The 15,234-nt window shown below is 72.6% G+C and carries 14 protein-coding genes; 13 read left to right on the top strand and 1 reads right to left on the bottom strand.

From position 1 onward, the window contains the following. Positions 1 to 40: 40 nt before the first annotated feature. Both HHL19_RS25665 and rpsD read left to right on the top strand, forming a co-directional pair. Positions 41 to 1,390: a replication-associated recombination protein A gene (locus tag HHL19_RS25665; RefSeq protein ID WP_169092846.1), complete on the top strand. Its 1,350-nt coding sequence runs from the start codon at positions 41 to 43 to the stop codon at positions 1,388 to 1,390. A gap of 356 nt (positions 1,391 to 1,746) precedes the next feature. Then, positions 1,747 to 2,361 (top strand): 30S ribosomal protein S4, encoded by a 615-nt coding sequence (gene rpsD / locus HHL19_RS25670; protein WP_043228069.1) that lies wholly within the window; start codon positions 1,747 to 1,749, stop codon positions 2,359 to 2,361. A gap of 32 nt (positions 2,362 to 2,393) precedes the next feature. On the opposite strand, the gene HHL19_RS25675 is transcribed toward rpsD, so the two are convergent. Beyond that, positions 2,394 to 4,553: a regulator gene (locus tag HHL19_RS25675; protein ID WP_169092701.1), complete on the bottom strand. Its 2,160-nt coding sequence runs from the start codon at positions 4,551 to 4,553 to the stop codon at positions 2,394 to 2,396. Positions 4,554 to 4,733: 180 nt separating this feature from the next. Here HHL19_RS25675 and HHL19_RS25680 point away from each other — a divergent pair, with 180 nt between their 5' ends. The 11 genes from HHL19_RS25680 (at position 4,734) to aroQ (ending at position 14,991) form a co-directional block, all read left to right on the top strand. Further along, positions 4,734 to 5,174: a DUF948 domain-containing protein gene (locus HHL19_RS25680; protein WP_169092702.1), complete on the top strand. Its 441-nt coding sequence runs from the start codon at positions 4,734 to 4,736 to the stop codon at positions 5,172 to 5,174. Between the two features lie 5 nt (positions 5,175 to 5,179). Further along, positions 5,180 to 5,539 (top strand): DUF6167 family protein, encoded by a 360-nt coding sequence (locus HHL19_RS25685; protein WP_169092703.1) that lies wholly within the window; start codon positions 5,180 to 5,182, stop codon positions 5,537 to 5,539. Beyond that, positions 5,539 to 8,208, top strand: a complete 2,670-nt coding sequence (alaS, locus tag HHL19_RS25690; RefSeq protein WP_169092704.1) for an alanine--tRNA ligase — start codon at positions 5,539 to 5,541, stop codon at positions 8,206 to 8,208. Before HHL19_RS25685 ends, alaS begins: the two co-directional genes overlap by 1 nt. A gap of 2 nt (positions 8,209 to 8,210) precedes the next feature. After that, the gene (gene ruvX, locus HHL19_RS25695) at positions 8,211 to 8,675 is read left to right on the top strand and encodes a Holliday junction resolvase RuvX (protein ID WP_123954413.1); all 465 of its coding nucleotides are present in this window, start codon (positions 8,211 to 8,213) and stop codon (positions 8,673 to 8,675) included. Positions 8,676 to 8,776: 101 nt separating this feature from the next. After that, positions 8,777 to 10,537: an endolytic transglycosylase MltG gene (gene mltG / locus HHL19_RS25700; RefSeq protein ID WP_169092705.1), complete on the top strand. Its 1,761-nt coding sequence runs from the start codon at positions 8,777 to 8,779 to the stop codon at positions 10,535 to 10,537. Beyond that, positions 10,518 to 11,360, top strand: coding sequence for a shikimate dehydrogenase (locus tag HHL19_RS25705; protein WP_169092706.1), 843 nt, complete (start codon positions 10,518 to 10,520; stop codon positions 11,358 to 11,360). The genes mltG and HHL19_RS25705 overlap by 20 nt, the downstream gene beginning before the upstream one ends. A gap of 47 nt (positions 11,361 to 11,407) precedes the next feature. Further along, positions 11,408 to 11,635, top strand: a complete 228-nt coding sequence (locus tag HHL19_RS25710) for a hypothetical protein (protein ID WP_169092707.1) — start codon at positions 11,408 to 11,410, stop codon at positions 11,633 to 11,635. 113 nt (positions 11,636 to 11,748) lie between these two features. Beyond that, positions 11,749 to 12,933, top strand: a complete 1,185-nt coding sequence (gene aroC / locus HHL19_RS25715) for a chorismate synthase (protein WP_169092708.1) — start codon at positions 11,749 to 11,751, stop codon at positions 12,931 to 12,933. Then, positions 12,930 to 13,448 (top strand): shikimate kinase, encoded by a 519-nt coding sequence (locus HHL19_RS25720; RefSeq protein WP_169092709.1) that lies wholly within the window; start codon positions 12,930 to 12,932, stop codon positions 13,446 to 13,448. Before aroC ends, HHL19_RS25720 begins: the two co-directional genes overlap by 4 nt. Continuing rightward, positions 13,445 to 14,542: a 3-dehydroquinate synthase gene (gene aroB / locus HHL19_RS25725; RefSeq protein ID WP_169092710.1), complete on the top strand. Its 1,098-nt coding sequence runs from the start codon at positions 13,445 to 13,447 to the stop codon at positions 14,540 to 14,542. The genes HHL19_RS25720 and aroB overlap by 4 nt, the downstream gene beginning before the upstream one ends. Further along, positions 14,539 to 14,991 carry a type II 3-dehydroquinate dehydratase gene (gene aroQ / locus HHL19_RS25730; protein WP_169092711.1) on the top strand — a complete coding sequence of 151 codons (453 nt, stop codon included), beginning with the start codon at positions 14,539 to 14,541 and terminating at the stop codon, positions 14,989 to 14,991. Before aroB ends, aroQ begins: the two co-directional genes overlap by 4 nt. Positions 14,992 to 15,234 lie beyond the last annotated feature (243 nt).

The raw sequence follows: 15,234 nt of genomic DNA on the forward strand, positions 1-15,234 counted from the left end.
GCACCCTGCTTGTCGGTGGCGTGACCTAGGCTTCGTGGACGTGGAGCCCGACCTCTTTACCGCAGCCGCCGAAGAACGCCAGGAGAAGGACCCGGCCAGCAGCCCGCTGGCGGTCCGGATGCGCCCCCGCACCCTCGACGAGGTGGTGGGCCAGCGGCACCTGCTCAAGCCCGGCTCGCCGCTGCGGCGGCTCGTCGGGGAGAGCGGCGGCCCCGCCGGCGCCTCCTCGGTGATCCTCTGGGGCCCGCCGGGCATCGGCAAGACCACCCTCGCGTACGTGGTCTCCAAGGCCACCGACAAGCGCTTCGTGGAGCTGTCCGCGATCACCGCCGGCGTCAAGGAGGTCCGGGCCGTCATCGACGGCGCCCGCCGCGCCTCCGGCGGCTACGGCAAGGAGACCGTCCTCTTCCTCGACGAGATCCACCGCTTCTCCAAGGCGCAGCAGGACTCCCTGCTCCCCGCCGTAGAGAACCGCTGGGTCACCCTCATCGCCGCGACCACCGAGAACCCGTACTTCTCGGTGATCTCCCCGCTCCTCTCCCGCTCCCTCCTCCTCACCCTGGAGCCCCTCACCGACGAGGACCTCAGCGGCCTCATGGACCGGGCCGTCACCGAGGAGCGCGGCCTCGGCGGCGCCGTCGAGCTCCAGGACGACGCCCGCGCCCATCTGCTGCGGATCGCCGGCGGCGACGCCCGGCGCGCCCTCACCGCCCTGGAGGCCGCCGCCGGCGGCGCCCTCGCCAAGGGCGAGCGGGAGATCACCCTCCGGACCGTGGAGGAAGCGGTCGACCGGGCGGCCGTGACCTACGACCGGGACGGCGACCAGCACTACGACGTCGCCAGCGCCCTCATCAAGTCCATCCGCGGCTCCGACGTGGACGCGGCGCTGCACTACCTCGCCCGCATGATCGAGGCGGGGGAGGACCCCCGCTTCATCGCCCGCCGCCTGATGATCTCCGCCAGCGAGGACATCGGCCTCGCCGACCCGCAGGCCCTGCCGCTCGCCGTCGCCGCCGCCCAGGCCGTCGCCATGATCGGCTTCCCCGAGGCCGCCCTCACCCTCAGCCACGCCACCATCGCCCTGGCCCTGGCCCCCAAGTCCAACACGGCGACCACCGCGATCTTCGCCGCCCGCGAGGACGTCAGGAACGGCCTCGCGGGCCCCGTCCCCGCCCACCTCCGCGACGGCCACTACAAGGGCGCCGCCAAGCTCGGCCACGCCCAGGGGTACGTGTACCCGCACGACGTGCCCGGCGCGATCGCCGCCCAGCAGTACGCCCCCGACGCCCTGCACGGCAAGCGCTACTACGAGCCCACCCGCTACGGCGCCGAGGCCCGCTACGCGGACGTGGTGGAGAAGGTCCGCGAGCGCCTGAAGGGCGACGGCTGACCGCTGTCCTGCCCCCGGGCGGCGGCGCTCCGCGGAGCCGGTACACTGGTCCGGACAGCTGCGTCCCGTGTCCGGCCCCGGTCGGCACCACCAGAGCGGGACAGTCAGCAGGAGACCCGGCCCCCGGGCAGGGTTTCCAGGAGCGTCGCGCACCTCGAAGGTGTCGCGTGCCACCCACCACCCCCCGGATTCCCGGGACCGGCGGTGGGTCGTTCGCGTGCTGCACGTACGTGCCCAGACCGGGAAGCGGCTGCCCGACAGGTCCCTCGTGGACCCGGAGGGTTTTCCCGGCTGCGGATTGCGACCTCCCTGAACATCTGGTGAAGCCGTATTCGTTCAGATAGAGAGGTTGGTTCATGCCGAACCAGGCCCGCCCCAAGGTCAAGAAGTCGCGTGCGCTCGGTATCGCGCTGACGCCGAAGGCCGTCAAGTACTTCGAGGCCCGCCCCTACCCGCCGGGCGAGCACGGCCGCGGCCGCAAGCAGAACTCGGACTACAAGGTCCGTCTGCTCGAGAAGCAGCGTCTGCGCGCCCAGTACGACATCAGCGAGCGCCAGATGGCGCGCGCCTACGACCGCGCCAAGAAGGCCGAGGGCAAGACGGGCGAGGCGCTGGTCGTCGAGCTCGAGCGCCGCCTCGACGCCCTGGTCCTGCGTTCGGGCATCGCCCGCACCATCTACCAGGCCCGTCAGATGGTCGTCCACGGCCACATCCAGGTCAACGGTGGCAAGGTCGACAAGCCGTCCTTCCGCGTCCGTCCCGACGACGTCGTGATGGTCCGCGAGAAGTCCCGCGCGAAGACCCTGTTCCAGGTCGCCCGCGAGGGTGGCTTCGCCCCCGACGGCGAGACCCCGCGCTACCTCCAGGTCAACCTGAAGGCCCTGGCCTTCCGCCTGGACCGTGAGCCGAACCGCAAGGAGATCCCGGTCATCTGCGACGAGCAGCTGGTCGTCGAGTACTACGCCCGCTGATCCAGCGGCCGTAGGACTCACCCCCGCGGTGTTCAGCCCGCCGCTTCCCCGCCCTTGCCGGTGGGGGAGCCGGCGGGCTTCCGCGTTCCCGGCACCACCGGCGGACGCGCCGAGCGGAACGGCCGCCGCGCCGCCTCCCCGGGCCGCCCGCCCTCCACCGCCGCCGGCCGGTCCGCGAGCGCCCGCTCCACCGTCTCGTCCAGCGAGAGCCCCTGGCCGAACCGCAGCGCCTCCTCGTACCGCTCCGCCCCCAGCTCCTCCACCGCCCGCCCCGCGCACAGCGCCCGCGGCCCGTCGAAGGCACCGGACCCGAAGAGCTGGATCCCCACCGCGTCCCACACCGGCAGCGCCGCCCCCTGCAGCACCGCCGCCTCCACCGCGTCGCCCTCGCTCACCGTGACCAGCGCGAGGAGCTCCACCGCGAGGACCACCCCCACCAGGTCGCGGAAGAGGTGGTTGATCGTCACGCACTCCATGAGCAGCTCCCGCGCCTCCGCCGACGCGCCCCGCGTCCACGCCGAGTACGCGAGCACATAGAGCGCGTACGCCCGCGTCCACCGCTCCCCGCGCTCCTCGCAGACCTCCCGCACCTCCCGGCAGATCGCCGTCGCGCCCTCCAGATCGCCCCGGAAGGCCCGCGCCATCGCCAGCTCCACCTGGCCCATCAGCACGTTGCTGTTCAGCTCGCCCAGCTCGCCGTACGCGTCGAGGGCCCGGCCGAGCAGCTCCTCGGCGCGCGGGAAGTCGTCCGTGAGCAGCGCCAGACAGCCCATCCGGTGCGTCGCGTACGCCTCCGCCAGCCGGTTCCGCGAGGCCCGCGCCCGCTCCCGGCAGGAGTGCAGCGCCGCCACCGCCGCCGTCGCGTCGCCCTGCAGGACCGCCACGTAGCCGAGCACCCACAGCGCCTTCAGCCGCGCCTCCTCGTGCCCCGACTCCAGGGCGAGCGCCCGGTCCAGCCAGTGCCGCCCCTCCGCGAGCCGCCCGCACCCCACCCACGCGAACCAGAGCGTCCCCGCCAGGTGCTGGGCCAGATGCGCGTCCTCCGGCAGCTCCAGACACAGGTCGAGCGCCGCCCGCAGGTTCGGCAGCGCCGCCGCCGTCCGCTCCGCCACCTCCGCCTGCCGGGGGCTGAACCACTCCAGCTCGCACCAGGTCGCCAGGCCCATGTACCAGTCCCGGTGCCGCCGCCGCATCCGCTCGGTGTCCCCGAGCTGCGCCAGCCACTCCGCCCCGTACGCCGCGACCGTGTCGAGCATCCGGTAGCCGGGGCCCGCCGCCGTGTCCTCCCGGGTCACCAGCGACTGCGCGAGCAGACCGCCGAGCAGGTCGAGGACCGCCTCCGGCGGCAGGTCCGGGCCCCCGCACACGTACTCCACGGCCTCCAGGTCGAACGGGCCGGCGAAGACCGAGAGGCGCGCCCAGAGCAGCCGCTCCTCCGGCGTGCACAGCTCGTGGCTCCAGCCGATCGCGGTGCGCAGCGTCTGGTGGCGGGGGAGGACCCCGCGCCCGCCGCCGCCGAGCAGCCGGAAGCGGTCGTCGAGCCGGGCCAGCAGCTGCTCCACGGAGAGCAGCGGCAGCCGGCCGGCGGCCAGTTCGAGGGCGAGCGGGATCCCGTCGAGCCGCCGGCACAGCTCCCGTGCCGACGCGTCGGCGTCGACGGCGGGCGCGCCGGCCCCGGCCGCCCGCTCGGTGAGCAGCGTGAGGGCGTCCGGCTCGGGCAGCGGCGTCAGCCGGAGCACCGCCTCGCCCGGCAGCCGCAGCGGCCGGCGTCCGGTGGCGAGCACGGTCAGCCCGGGTGCCGCGGTGAGCAGCTCGTGGACGAGCGGGGCACAGGTCTCGACCAGGTGCTCGAAGCCGTCGAGGACGAGGAGCAGCCGGCGCTCGGCGAGGTGCTCCCTCAGCACCTCGCGGGGGGCGCGGGGGGTGTGGTCGGTCAGGCCGAGCGCCTCGATCAGGGCGTGCTCGACGAGCCCGGGGTCGCGCAGGGGTGCCAGCTCCGCGAGCCACACCCCCTCGCCGTAGCGTTTCTGCACCTCGGTCGCGGTCTTCAGGGCGAGTCGGGTCTTGCCGACCCCGCCCACGCCGAGGACGGTGACGAGACGTGACTCGGCCAGGAGCGCGGCCAGTTCGGCCCGCTCGCCGGACCGGCCCACGAACCGGTTGAGCTCCGCCGGGAGGTTGCTGCGTCGCATGGGACACGGAGCGTACTCACCCGCGCGCGCTCCGTACAATCCGATCGCGCGACTCCCGTGCCGGGGGCGCCAACGCGGGCGCTAATGCGGTACGGCGTCCCAGCCCCGGCGCGATAGGCTCGGGGAACGACTTTTCGCAGGACCCCAACGACCGATGACGACAGCAGAGAGCGGTGCGGAGTGACCGGTGGAGAGGTTGCCGGGATCCTGGTGGCCGTGTTCTGGGCGATCCTCGTCTCCTTCCTCGCCGTGGTGCTGGGGAGGCTGGCGCAGACGCTCAGGGCGACCACCCGGCTCGTGGCGGAGGTGACCGAACAGGCCGTGCCGCTGCTCGCCGACGCGTCGGCGACGGTCCGCTCGGCGCAGACCCAGCTGGACCGGGTGGACGCCATCGCCTCGGACGTCCAGGAGGTCACCTCCAACGCCTCCGCGCTCTCGACGACCGTCGCCTCCACCTTCGGGGGCCCGCTCGTCAAGGTCGCCGCCTTCGGCTACGGGGTCCGCAAGGCGCTCGGCCGCGACCGGGACCGCGGGGAGGCGGCGCCCGCCACCGGGCGTCGCACTGTGATCGTCGGCCGTACCGTGCCGGTCGCACGGCGCCGGAAGCAGAAGGGCCGATAGCCGCGATGTTCCGCCGTACGTTCTGGTTCACGGCCGGCGCAGCCGCCGGCGTCTGGGCCACCACCAAGGTCAACCGCAAGATCCAGCAGCTGACCCCCGAGTCCCTCGCGGCGCAGGCCGCGAACAAGGCGGTCGAGGCGGGCCACCGGCTCAAGGACTTCGCCCTCGACGTGAGGGCGGGCATGGTCCAGCGCGAGGCGGAGCTCGGCGAGGCACTCGGCCTCGACGCGGCGCCTCCCGCGGACCGGGAGCTCCCCGAGCCCCGCCGCAGGGCCGCCCTCGGCCCCACCCCGCACAAGACCACGACCATGTTCTCGTCGCGTCCCTCGCGCACGATCTCGTACAACCGGAATGAGGACCACTGATGGAGTCGGCTGAAATCCGCCGCCGCTGGCTGAGCTTCTTCGAGGAGCGCGGGCACACCGTCGTCCCTTCGGCGTCGCTCATCGCGGACGACCCGACTCTGCTGCTCGTCCCCGCCGGCATGGTGCCCTTCAAGCCCTACTTCCTGGGTGAGGTCAAGCCGCCCTTCACGCGCGCGTCCAGCGTGCAGAAGTGTGTGCGCACGCCCGACATCGAAGAGGTCGGCAAGACCACCCGCCACGGCACGTTCTTCCAGATGTGCGGCAACTTCTCCTTCGGCGACTACTTCAAGGAAGGCGCCATCAAGCTCGCCTGGGAGCTGCTGACCACCCCGGTCGAGCACGGCGGCTACGGCCTTGAGCCGGAGAAGCTCTGGATCACCGTCTACCTGGAGGACGACGAGGCCGAGCGCATCTGGCGCGACGTCGTCGGCGTCCCCGCCGAGCGCATCCAGCGCCTCGGCAAGAAGGACAACTACTGGTCGATGGGCGTCCCCGGACCCTGCGGCCCCTGCTCCGAGATCAACTACGACCGCGGCCCCGAGTTCGGCGTCGAGGGCGGCCCGGCCGTCAACGACGAGCGGTACGTGGAGATCTGGAACCTCGTCTTCATGCAGTACGAGCGCGGCGAGGGCTCGGGCAAGGACGACTTCCCGATCCTCGGCGAGCTGCCGTCGAAGAACATCGACACGGGCCTCGGCCTGGAGCGCCTGGCGATGATCCTCCAGGGCGTCCAGAACATGTACGAGACGGACACCCTCAAGGTCGTCATCGACAAGGCCACCGAGCTCACCGGCGTCGCCTACGGCAAGGCCAAGGACAGCGACGTCTCGCTGCGCGTGGTCGCCGACCACATGCGCACCTCCGTCATGCTCATCGGCGACGGCGTCACCCCGGGCAACGAGGGCCGCGGTTACGTGCTCCGCCGCATCATGCGCCGCGCCGTCCGCAACATGCGCCTGCTCGGCGCCACCGGCCCGGTCGTCGGCGAGCTCGTCGACACGGTCATCAAGACGATGGGCGAGCAGTACCCGGAGCTGGAGACCGACCGCAAGCGCATCGAGACGGTCGCCCTCGCCGAGGAGGCCGCGTTCCTGAAGGCCCTCAAGGGCGGCACGAACATCCTCGACACCGCCGTCACCGAGACCAAGGCCGCCGGCGGCACGGTCCTCGCCGGCGAGAAGGCCTTCCTGCTCCACGACACCTGGGGCTTCCCGATCGACCTCACCCTGGAGATGGCCGCCGAGCAGGGCCTCTCCGTGGACGAGACCGGCTTCCGCCGCCTGATGCAGGAGCAGCGGGACCGGGCCAAGGCCGACGCCAAGGCCAAGAAGACCGGCCACGCCGACGTCTCCGCCTACCGCGAGATCGCCGACACCTCCGGCGCCACCCAGTTCACCGGCTACACCAACACCGAGGGCGAGTCCACGGTCGTCGGCCTGCTGGTGAACGGCGTCCCGTCGCCGGCCGCCTCCGAGGGCGACGAGGTCGAGGTCGTCCTCGACCGCACCCCCTTCTACGCCGAGGGCGGCGGCCAGATCGCCGACCAGGGCCGCATCCGGCTGCACTCCGGCGCCGTCATCGAGATCCGCGACGTGCAGCAGCCCGTCCCGGGCGTCTCGGTGCACAAGGGCTCGGTCCAGGTCGGCGAGGTGACCGTCGGCTCCACCGCCTACGCCACCATCGACGTGCGCCGCCGCCGGGCCATCGCCCGCGCCCACTCGGCCACCCACCTCACGCACCAGGCCCTGCGCGACGCCCTCGGCCCGACGGCCGCCCAGGCCGGTTCCGAGAACCAGCCCGGCCGCTTCCGCTTCGACTTCGGTTCGCCGAACGCCGTCCCCGGCACGGTCCTCATGGACGTCGAGCAGAAGATCAACGAGGTCCTCTCGCGCGAGCTGGAGGTGCACGCCGAGGTCATGCCGATCGACGAGGCCAAGCGCCAGGGCGCCATCGCCGAGTTCGGCGAGAAGTACGGCGAGCAGGTCCGCGTCGTCACCATCGGCGACTTCTCCAAGGAGCTGTGCGGCGGCACCCACGTCCACAACACCGCCCAGCTGGGTCTGGTGAAGCTGCTCGGCGAGTCCTCCATCGGCTCCGGCGTGCGCCGCATCGAGGCCCTGGTCGGCGTCGACGCGTACAGCTTCCTCGCCAAGGAGCACACGGTCGTCGCCCAGCTCCAGGAGCTGGTCAAGGGCCGCCCCGAGGAGCTGCCGGAGAAGATCTCCTCCATGCTCGGCAAGCTGAAGGACGCCGAGAAGGAGATCGAGAAGTTCCGCGCGGAGAAGGTCCTCCAGGCCGCCGCCGGTCTGGTCGACTCCGCCAAGGACATCCGCGGCCTCGCCCTGGTGACCGGTCAGGTCCCGGACGGCACCGGCGCCGACGACCTGCGCAAGCTCGTCCTCGACGTGCGCGGCCGCATCCCGTCCGACCGCCCGGCCGTCGTGGCCCTCTTCACCACGGCCAACGGCAAGCCGCTGACGGTCATCGCCACCAACGAGGCCGCCCGCGAGCGCGGTCTCAAGGCCGGCGAGCTGGTCCGCACGGCCGCCAAGACCCTCGGCGGCGGTGGCGGCGGCAAGCCGGACGTCGCCCAGGGCGGCGGCCAGAACCCGGAGGCCGTCGGCGAGGCCATCGCCGCCGTCGAGCGTCTCGTGGTGGAGACGGCGTGACGATGCGTCGCGGCCGCCGCATCGCGGTCGACGTCGGGGACGCCCGGATCGGGGTCGCCTCGTGCGACCCCGACGGGGTCCTCGCCACGCCGGTGGAGACCGTGCCGGGACGCGACGTCCCGGCCGCCCACCGGCGGCTCCGCCAGATCGTCGAGGAGTACGAGCCGATCGAGGTCGTCGTGGGCCTGCCCCGCTCGCTCAGCGGGCGGGAGGGCCCCGCGGCCACCAAGGTCCGGGCCTTCGCACGGGAGATGGCGAAGGGCATCGCCCCGGTGCCGGTCCGTCTGGTCGACGAGCGGATGACCACGGTGACGGCGACGCAGGGGCTGCGGGCCTCCGGCGTGAAGTCCAAGAAGGGGCGGTCCGTCATCGACCAGGCCGCCGCGGTGATCATCCTTCAGAACGCTCTTGAGTCCGAACGGGTATCAGGTAATCCGCCCGGTGAGGGCGTCGAAGTGGTCATCTGATCGCGATACGGTAACGTTCCGCGCGATGCGGCGGTGTTCGAACAGCTGCCGCACTACGTAGAGGCGGATCGTCCGGAAGCCTCGCGGCTGTTTGGGGATCGATGACTGAGTATGGCCGGGGCCCTGGCTCCGAACCGTGGCACCCCACGGACCCCTTGTACGGGGACCAGGGGTGGGAAGGTCAGCAGCAGTACCACCAGCAGCCGCACCAGGCGACGCCGTACGCGCAGGGTGGTCAGGCCTACCAGGACCCGTACGCCCAGCAGGGCTACGGGACCGACCCGTACGCCCAGCAGCAGGCCGCGTACCCGCAGCAGTACCCGCAGCAGGGGTACGTCGACCCGCAGCAGGCGCAGCCGCAGGCGTACGGACAGACCGGCTGGGACCAGGGGCAGCAGGGGCACGAGGCGTACCCGGAGCAGCAGGGGTACGACACGCCCGGGCATCCCGCACACGCGTACGACGCCAACTGGGAGACCGGCCAGGCCGCCATGGCCTACAACGCGCCGCCCGCCGATCCGTACGGCGCCGGGCAGCCCGACCTCTACGGCACGGCCGAGGCGTACCCGCCGCCGCAGCCGCCCGGCCACCGGCAGCAGCCGCCGCAGCCCGAGCCCGTCCGCCCGGAACCGGAACCCGAACCGGAACCGGAACCGGAGCCCGAGGAGTCGCACCCCTTCTTCGGCGGTGACGACGAGGACGGCTACGAGGACGACGAACCGGCCTCGCGCCGGGGCCGTGGCGACGACCGCGACCGCGAGCGCCGCGGCAAGGAGCGGAAGCGCAAGGGCAAGAACGGCATGGCCTGCCTCGTCGTCGCCGCCGTCCTCGTGGGCGGCGTCGGCGGCATCGGCTACTTCGGCTACCAGTTCTGGCAGGGCCAGTTCGGCGAGGCCCCCGACTTCGCGGGCGGCGGCAGCGGCGAGGTCCAGGTCGAGATCCCGAAGGGCGCCTTCGGCAACGAGATCGGCAACATCCTCAAACAGGCCGGCGTCGTGAAGAGCGTCGACGCCTTCGTCGCCGCCCAGAAGAAGAACGAGAAGGGCAACACGATCCAGGCCGGCGCCTACACCCTGAAGAAGGAGATGTCGGCGGAGAGCGCGGTCGCGCTGATGCTGGATCCGGCGAGCCAGGCCAACCTGATCATCCCCGAGGGCAAGCGCAACGCCTGGGTGTACGAGCAGATCGACACCCGCCTCGGCCTCGACCCCGGCAGCACGAAGGAGATCGCCGTCTCCAAGGCGGACTCCCTGGGCCTGCCGGACTGGGCGAAGAACCACAAGAACGTCAAGGACCCCCTGGAGGGCTTCCTCTTCCCCGCGAGCTACCCGGTGGCGAAGGGCTCCAAGCCCGAGGACGCCCTCAAGAAGATGGTCAGCCGCGCGAACGCGGAGTACACGAAGCTCGACCTGGAGGGGCAGGCGAAGAAGCACGGCGTCGAGAACGCCTGGGAACTCGTCACGGTCGCGAGCCTGGTGCAGGCGGAGGGCAAGACGCACGACGACTTCCGCAAGATGGCGGAGGTCATCTACAACCGCCTCCAGCCGGACAACGTCCAGACGAACCAGTACCTGCAGTTCGACTCGTCGCTGAACTACCTCAAGGGCCAGTCCGAGATCAAGATCTCGGAGAAGGAGGCCCACAGCAACAAGGACCCGTACAACACGTACACGAACCAGGGTCTGCCGCCGGGACCGATCGGCAACCCGGGCAACGAGGCACTGGCCGCCATGCTGAACCCCACGAACGACGGATGGCTCTACTTCGTCGCCACGGACGGCATGAACCAGACGGAGTTCGCCAAGACGCTGGAAGAGCACAACAAGCTGAGGGACAAGTTCAATGCCAACACGGGCCAGTGACACGGGCCGTCGCGCCGCCGTCCTCGGTTCGCCGATCGCGCACTCGCTCTCCCCGGTCCTGCACCGGGCCGCGTACGCGGAGCTCGGTCTGGACGACTGGTCCTACGAGCGCTTCGAGATCGACGAGGCCGCGCTGCCCGGCTTCGTCGCGGAGCTCGACGGGTCCTGGGCGGGCCTGTCGCTGACCATGCCGCTGAAGCGGGCGATCATCCCGCTGCTCGACGAGGTCAGCGAGACGGCCGCCTCCGTGGAGGCGGTGAACACGGTGGTCCTCCGCGAGGACGGCCGCCGGGTCGGCGACAACACCGACATCCCCGGCATGATCGCCGCCCTGCGCGAGCGCGGCGTCGAGAAGGTGGAGTCCGCGGCGGTCCTCGGCGCGGGCGCCACCGCCTCCTCCGCGCTCGCCGCCCTGGCCCGCGTCTGCGCGGGCCCGGTCACCGCCTACGTACGCGGCGAGGCACGGGCCGCGGAGATGCGCGGCTGGGGCGAACGCCTCGGCGTCGACGTCCGCACCGCCGCCTGGGACGACGCGGCGGAGGCCCTCACGGCGCCGCTGGTCGTCGCCACCACCCCGGCGGGCGCCACGGACGCGCTGGCCGACGCGGTCCCGGACCGCCCCGGCACCCTCTTCGACGTCCTCTACGACCCCTGGCCCACCCGGCTCGCCGCCGCCTGGTCCGAACGCGCCGGTAAGATCGTCGGCGGCCTGGACCTCCTGGTCCACCAGGCGGTCCTCCAGGTCGAACAGATGACGGGCACCCCCAAGGCCCCGCTCGCCGCCATGCGCGCCGCCGGCGAGGCCGCGCTCGCCGCGCGCTGACCCCGCACGGCCGCCCCGGGGTCCCATGACACCCGGGGGGAACGGGGATGGACGGGGACATCGTGCTCGCGTCGAAGGCGGACTTCGCCTTCGACATCGTGCGCTTTCTGTACGTGGGCTTCCTCAGCTCACTGCCCGCGTGGGCGCGGTACACCGTGCTCGCGCTCTTCGGGCTGACCGTGGTGTACGGCTTCGTCAGCTGGCTGCGGAAACGGTCCGCCGGTGAGCCCGAGGCCGCCGACGACGTCCATGAGGACGAGGCACGCGTCCGATAGCTGGACCGGAGGCCGAGCTCAGGGCCCGGACGTGGGAGGATCGGGGTGGCGGGTCAGGGCCGCGCGCCCGGTCCTGCCGTCGCAGTGCCCAGGCGCGAGCATGAGGAGCATCGTTGAGCAGGTTGCGTTGGCTGACCGCTGGGGAATCCCACGGACCCGCGCTGGTCGCGACGCTGGAGGGTCTTCCCGCCGGCGTCCCGGTCACCACTGAGCTGGTGGCGGACCACCTCGCGCGGCGGCGCCTCGGCTATGGGCGCGGCGCCCGGATGAAGTTCGAGCAGGACGAGGTCACCTTCCTCGGCGGCGTCCGGCACGGGCTCTCGCTGGGTTCGCCGATCGCCGTGATGGTCGGCAACACCGAGTGGCCCAAGTGGGAGAAGGTCATGTCGGCCGACCCGGTCGACCCGTCGGAGCTGAAGGAGACCGGCCGCAACGCGCCGCTCACCCGGCCCCGCCCCGGCCACGCCGACCTCGCCGGCATGCAGAAGTACGGCTTCGACGAGGCCCGGCCGATCCTGGAGCGCGCCAGCGCCCGGGAGACCGCCGCCCGCGTCGCCCTCGGCGCCGTCGCCCGGTCCTTCCTCAAGGAGGCCGCGGGCATCGAGATCGTCAGCCACGTGGTCGAGCTGGCCGCCGCCAAGGCCCCGTACGGCGTCTACCCGGTCCCCGGCGACGTCGAGAAGCTCGACGCCGACCCGGTCCGCTGCCTCGACGCCGACGCGTCGAAGGCGATGGTCGCCGAGATCGACCAGGCCCACAAGGACGGCGACACCCTCGGCGGCGTCGTCGAGGTCCTCGCCTACGGCGTGCCCGTCGGCCTCGGCTCGCACGTCCACTGGGACCGCCGCCTCGACGCCCGGCTCGCCGCCGCGCTCATGGGCATCCAGGCCATCAAGGGCGTCGAGGTCGGCGACGGCTTCGACCTCGCCCGGGTGCCCGGCTCCCAGGCCCACGACGAGATCGTGCGGACCGAGGACGGCATCAAGCGCACCTCCGGCCGCTCCGGCGGCACCGAGGGCGGCCTCACCACCGGCGAACTGCTGCGCGTCCGCGCCGCCATGAAGCCGATCGCGACCGTCCCGCGCGCCCTCGTCACCGTCGACGTCGCCACCGGCGAGGCCGCCGCGGCCCACCACCAGCGCTCCGACGTCTGCGCCGTCCCGGCCGCCGGCATCGTCGCCGAGGCCATGGTCGCCCTCGTCCTCGCCGACGCCGTCGTCGAGAAGTTCGGCGGCGACTCGGTCCCCGAGACCCGGCGCAACGTCCGGTCGTACCTCGACAACCTGCGCATCCGGTGACCGGCGGCCCGCTGGTCGTCCTCGTCGGCCCGATGGGCTCCGGCAAGTCCACGGTGGGCGCGCTCCTGGCCGAACGGCTCGGCGCGTCCTACCGGGACACCGACGCCGACATCGTCGCCGCCGAGGGCCGGGAGATCTCCGACATCTTCGTCGAGGACGGCGAGGAGCGCTTCCGCGCCCTGGAGAAGGCCGCCGTCGCGAAGGCCGTCGCCGAGCACCGGGGCGTCCTCGCCCTCGGCGGCGGCGCGATCCTCGACGCCGACACCCGCGCCCTGCTGGCCGGGCAGCCCGTCGCGTACCTCTCGATGGACGTCGAGGAGGCCGTGCGACGGGTCGGGCTCGGCGCGGCCCGCCCGCTGCTCGCCGTCAACCCGCGCCGGCAGTGGCGCGAGCTGATGGAGGCCCGGCGCCACCTGTACGAAGAAGTCGCCCGCGTCGTGGTCGCCACCGACGCGCGCACCCCCGAAGAGGTCGCCGCGGCGATCCTCGACGCACTGGAGCTGAAGGACGCATGACCACGGACCAGGAAGTCACCCGCATCCACGTCGGCGGCAGCGCCGGTACGGATCCGTACGAGGTGCTGGTCGGCCGGCAGCTGCTCGGCGAACTCCCCGCCCTCATCGGCGACAAGGCCAAGCGGGTCGCGGTCATCCACCCCGAGGCGCTCGCCGGCACCGGTGAGGCGCTCCGCGAGGACCTCGCCGAGCAGGGGTACGAGGCCGTCGCCATCCAGGTGCCGAACGCCGAGGAGGCGAAGACCGCCGAGGTCGCCGCGTACTGCTGGAAGGCGCTCGCCCAGACCGGCTTCACCCGCACCGACGTCATCGTCGGCGTCGGCGGCGGCGCCACCACGGACCTGGCCGGCTTCGTCGCCGCGACCTGGCTCCGGGGCGTCCGCTGGGTCGCCGTGCCGACCACCGTCCTCGGCATGGTCGACGCGGCCGTCGGCGGCAAGACCGGCATCAACACCGCCGAGGGCAAGAACCTCGTCGGCGCCTTCCACCCGCCGGCCGGGGTCCTCTGCGACCTCGCCGCACTCGACTCGCTGCCCGTGCACGACTTCGTCAGCGGCCTCGCCGAGATCATCAAGGCCGGCTTCATCGCCGACCCGGTGATCCTCGACCTCATCGAGGAGGACCCGCAGGCGGCCCGTACGCCCGCCGGACCGCACACCGCCGAGCTGATCGTCCGCTCCATCCAGGTCAAGGCCGACGTCGTCTCCGGCGACCTCAAGGAGTCCGGCCGCCGCGAGATCCTCAACTACGGGCACACCCTCGCGCACGCCATCGAGAAGAACGAGCGGTACAAGTGGCGCCACGGCGCCGCCGTCTCCGTCGGCATGGTCTTCGCCGCCGAGCTGGGCCGCCTCGCCGGCCGCCTCGACGACGCCACCGCCGACCGGCACCGCTCGGTCCTGGAGTCCGTCGGCCTGCCGCTCACCTACCGCGGCGACCAGTGGCCCAAGCTCCTGGAGACGATGAAGGTGGACAAGAAGTCCCGCGGCGACCTGCTGCGCTTCATCGTCCTCGACGGGCTCGCCAAGCCGTCCGTCCTGGAGGGCCCGGACCCGGCCGTCCTCGTCGCCGCCTACGGGGAGCTCTCCGCATGAGCGGAACCCGGCGCGTCCTGGTGCTGAACGGGCCGAACCTCGGCCGGCTCGGCTCCCGCGAGCCCGACATCTACGGCGCCACCTCCTACAAGGGGCTCGTCGAGTCCTGCCGGGAGCTCGGCGCCTCGCTCGGCTTCGACGTCGAGGTCCGCGAGACCAACGACGAGGGCGAGATGATCCGCTGGCTGCACGAGGCCGCCGACGGGCGCGTCCCGGTCGTGCTCAACCCCGGCGCCTTCACCCACTACTCGTACGGGATGCGGGACGCGGCCGCGCAGCGGACCGCCCCCCTCATCGAGGTGCACATCTCGAACCCGTACACCCGCGAGGAGTTCCGGCACACCTCGGTGGTGGCCGCCGTCGCGACCGGCACCATCGCCGGCTTCGGCATCGGCTCCTACCGGCTCGCCCTGCGCGCCCTCGCCGAGGAGCTCGACCCGCAGGTCTGAGCCCGAGCCTGAGGGGAGCGGGCGGTTCCCGGGATCGGGGCCGGGGCCCGGGCGGGGGCCTGGACCAGCCCGGTACCGGGACACTCCCGGTACCGGGACTTCTTTCGGTACCGGGACTTTTTCCGTACTGGGCACTTCGGACAGGGGTCCGCCCGTTCCCCGAGCGGGGGGACGGGGCGGTAACGTTTTGGCATCCCCGGACGGGGCGGGGGAGCGGGCCCGAGGCGCCGCACCGGCCGCCCC

This window comes from Streptomyces sp. R302, from assembly GCF_012927245.1.
GTDB lineage: Bacteria > Actinomycetota > Actinomycetes > Streptomycetales > Streptomycetaceae > Streptomyces.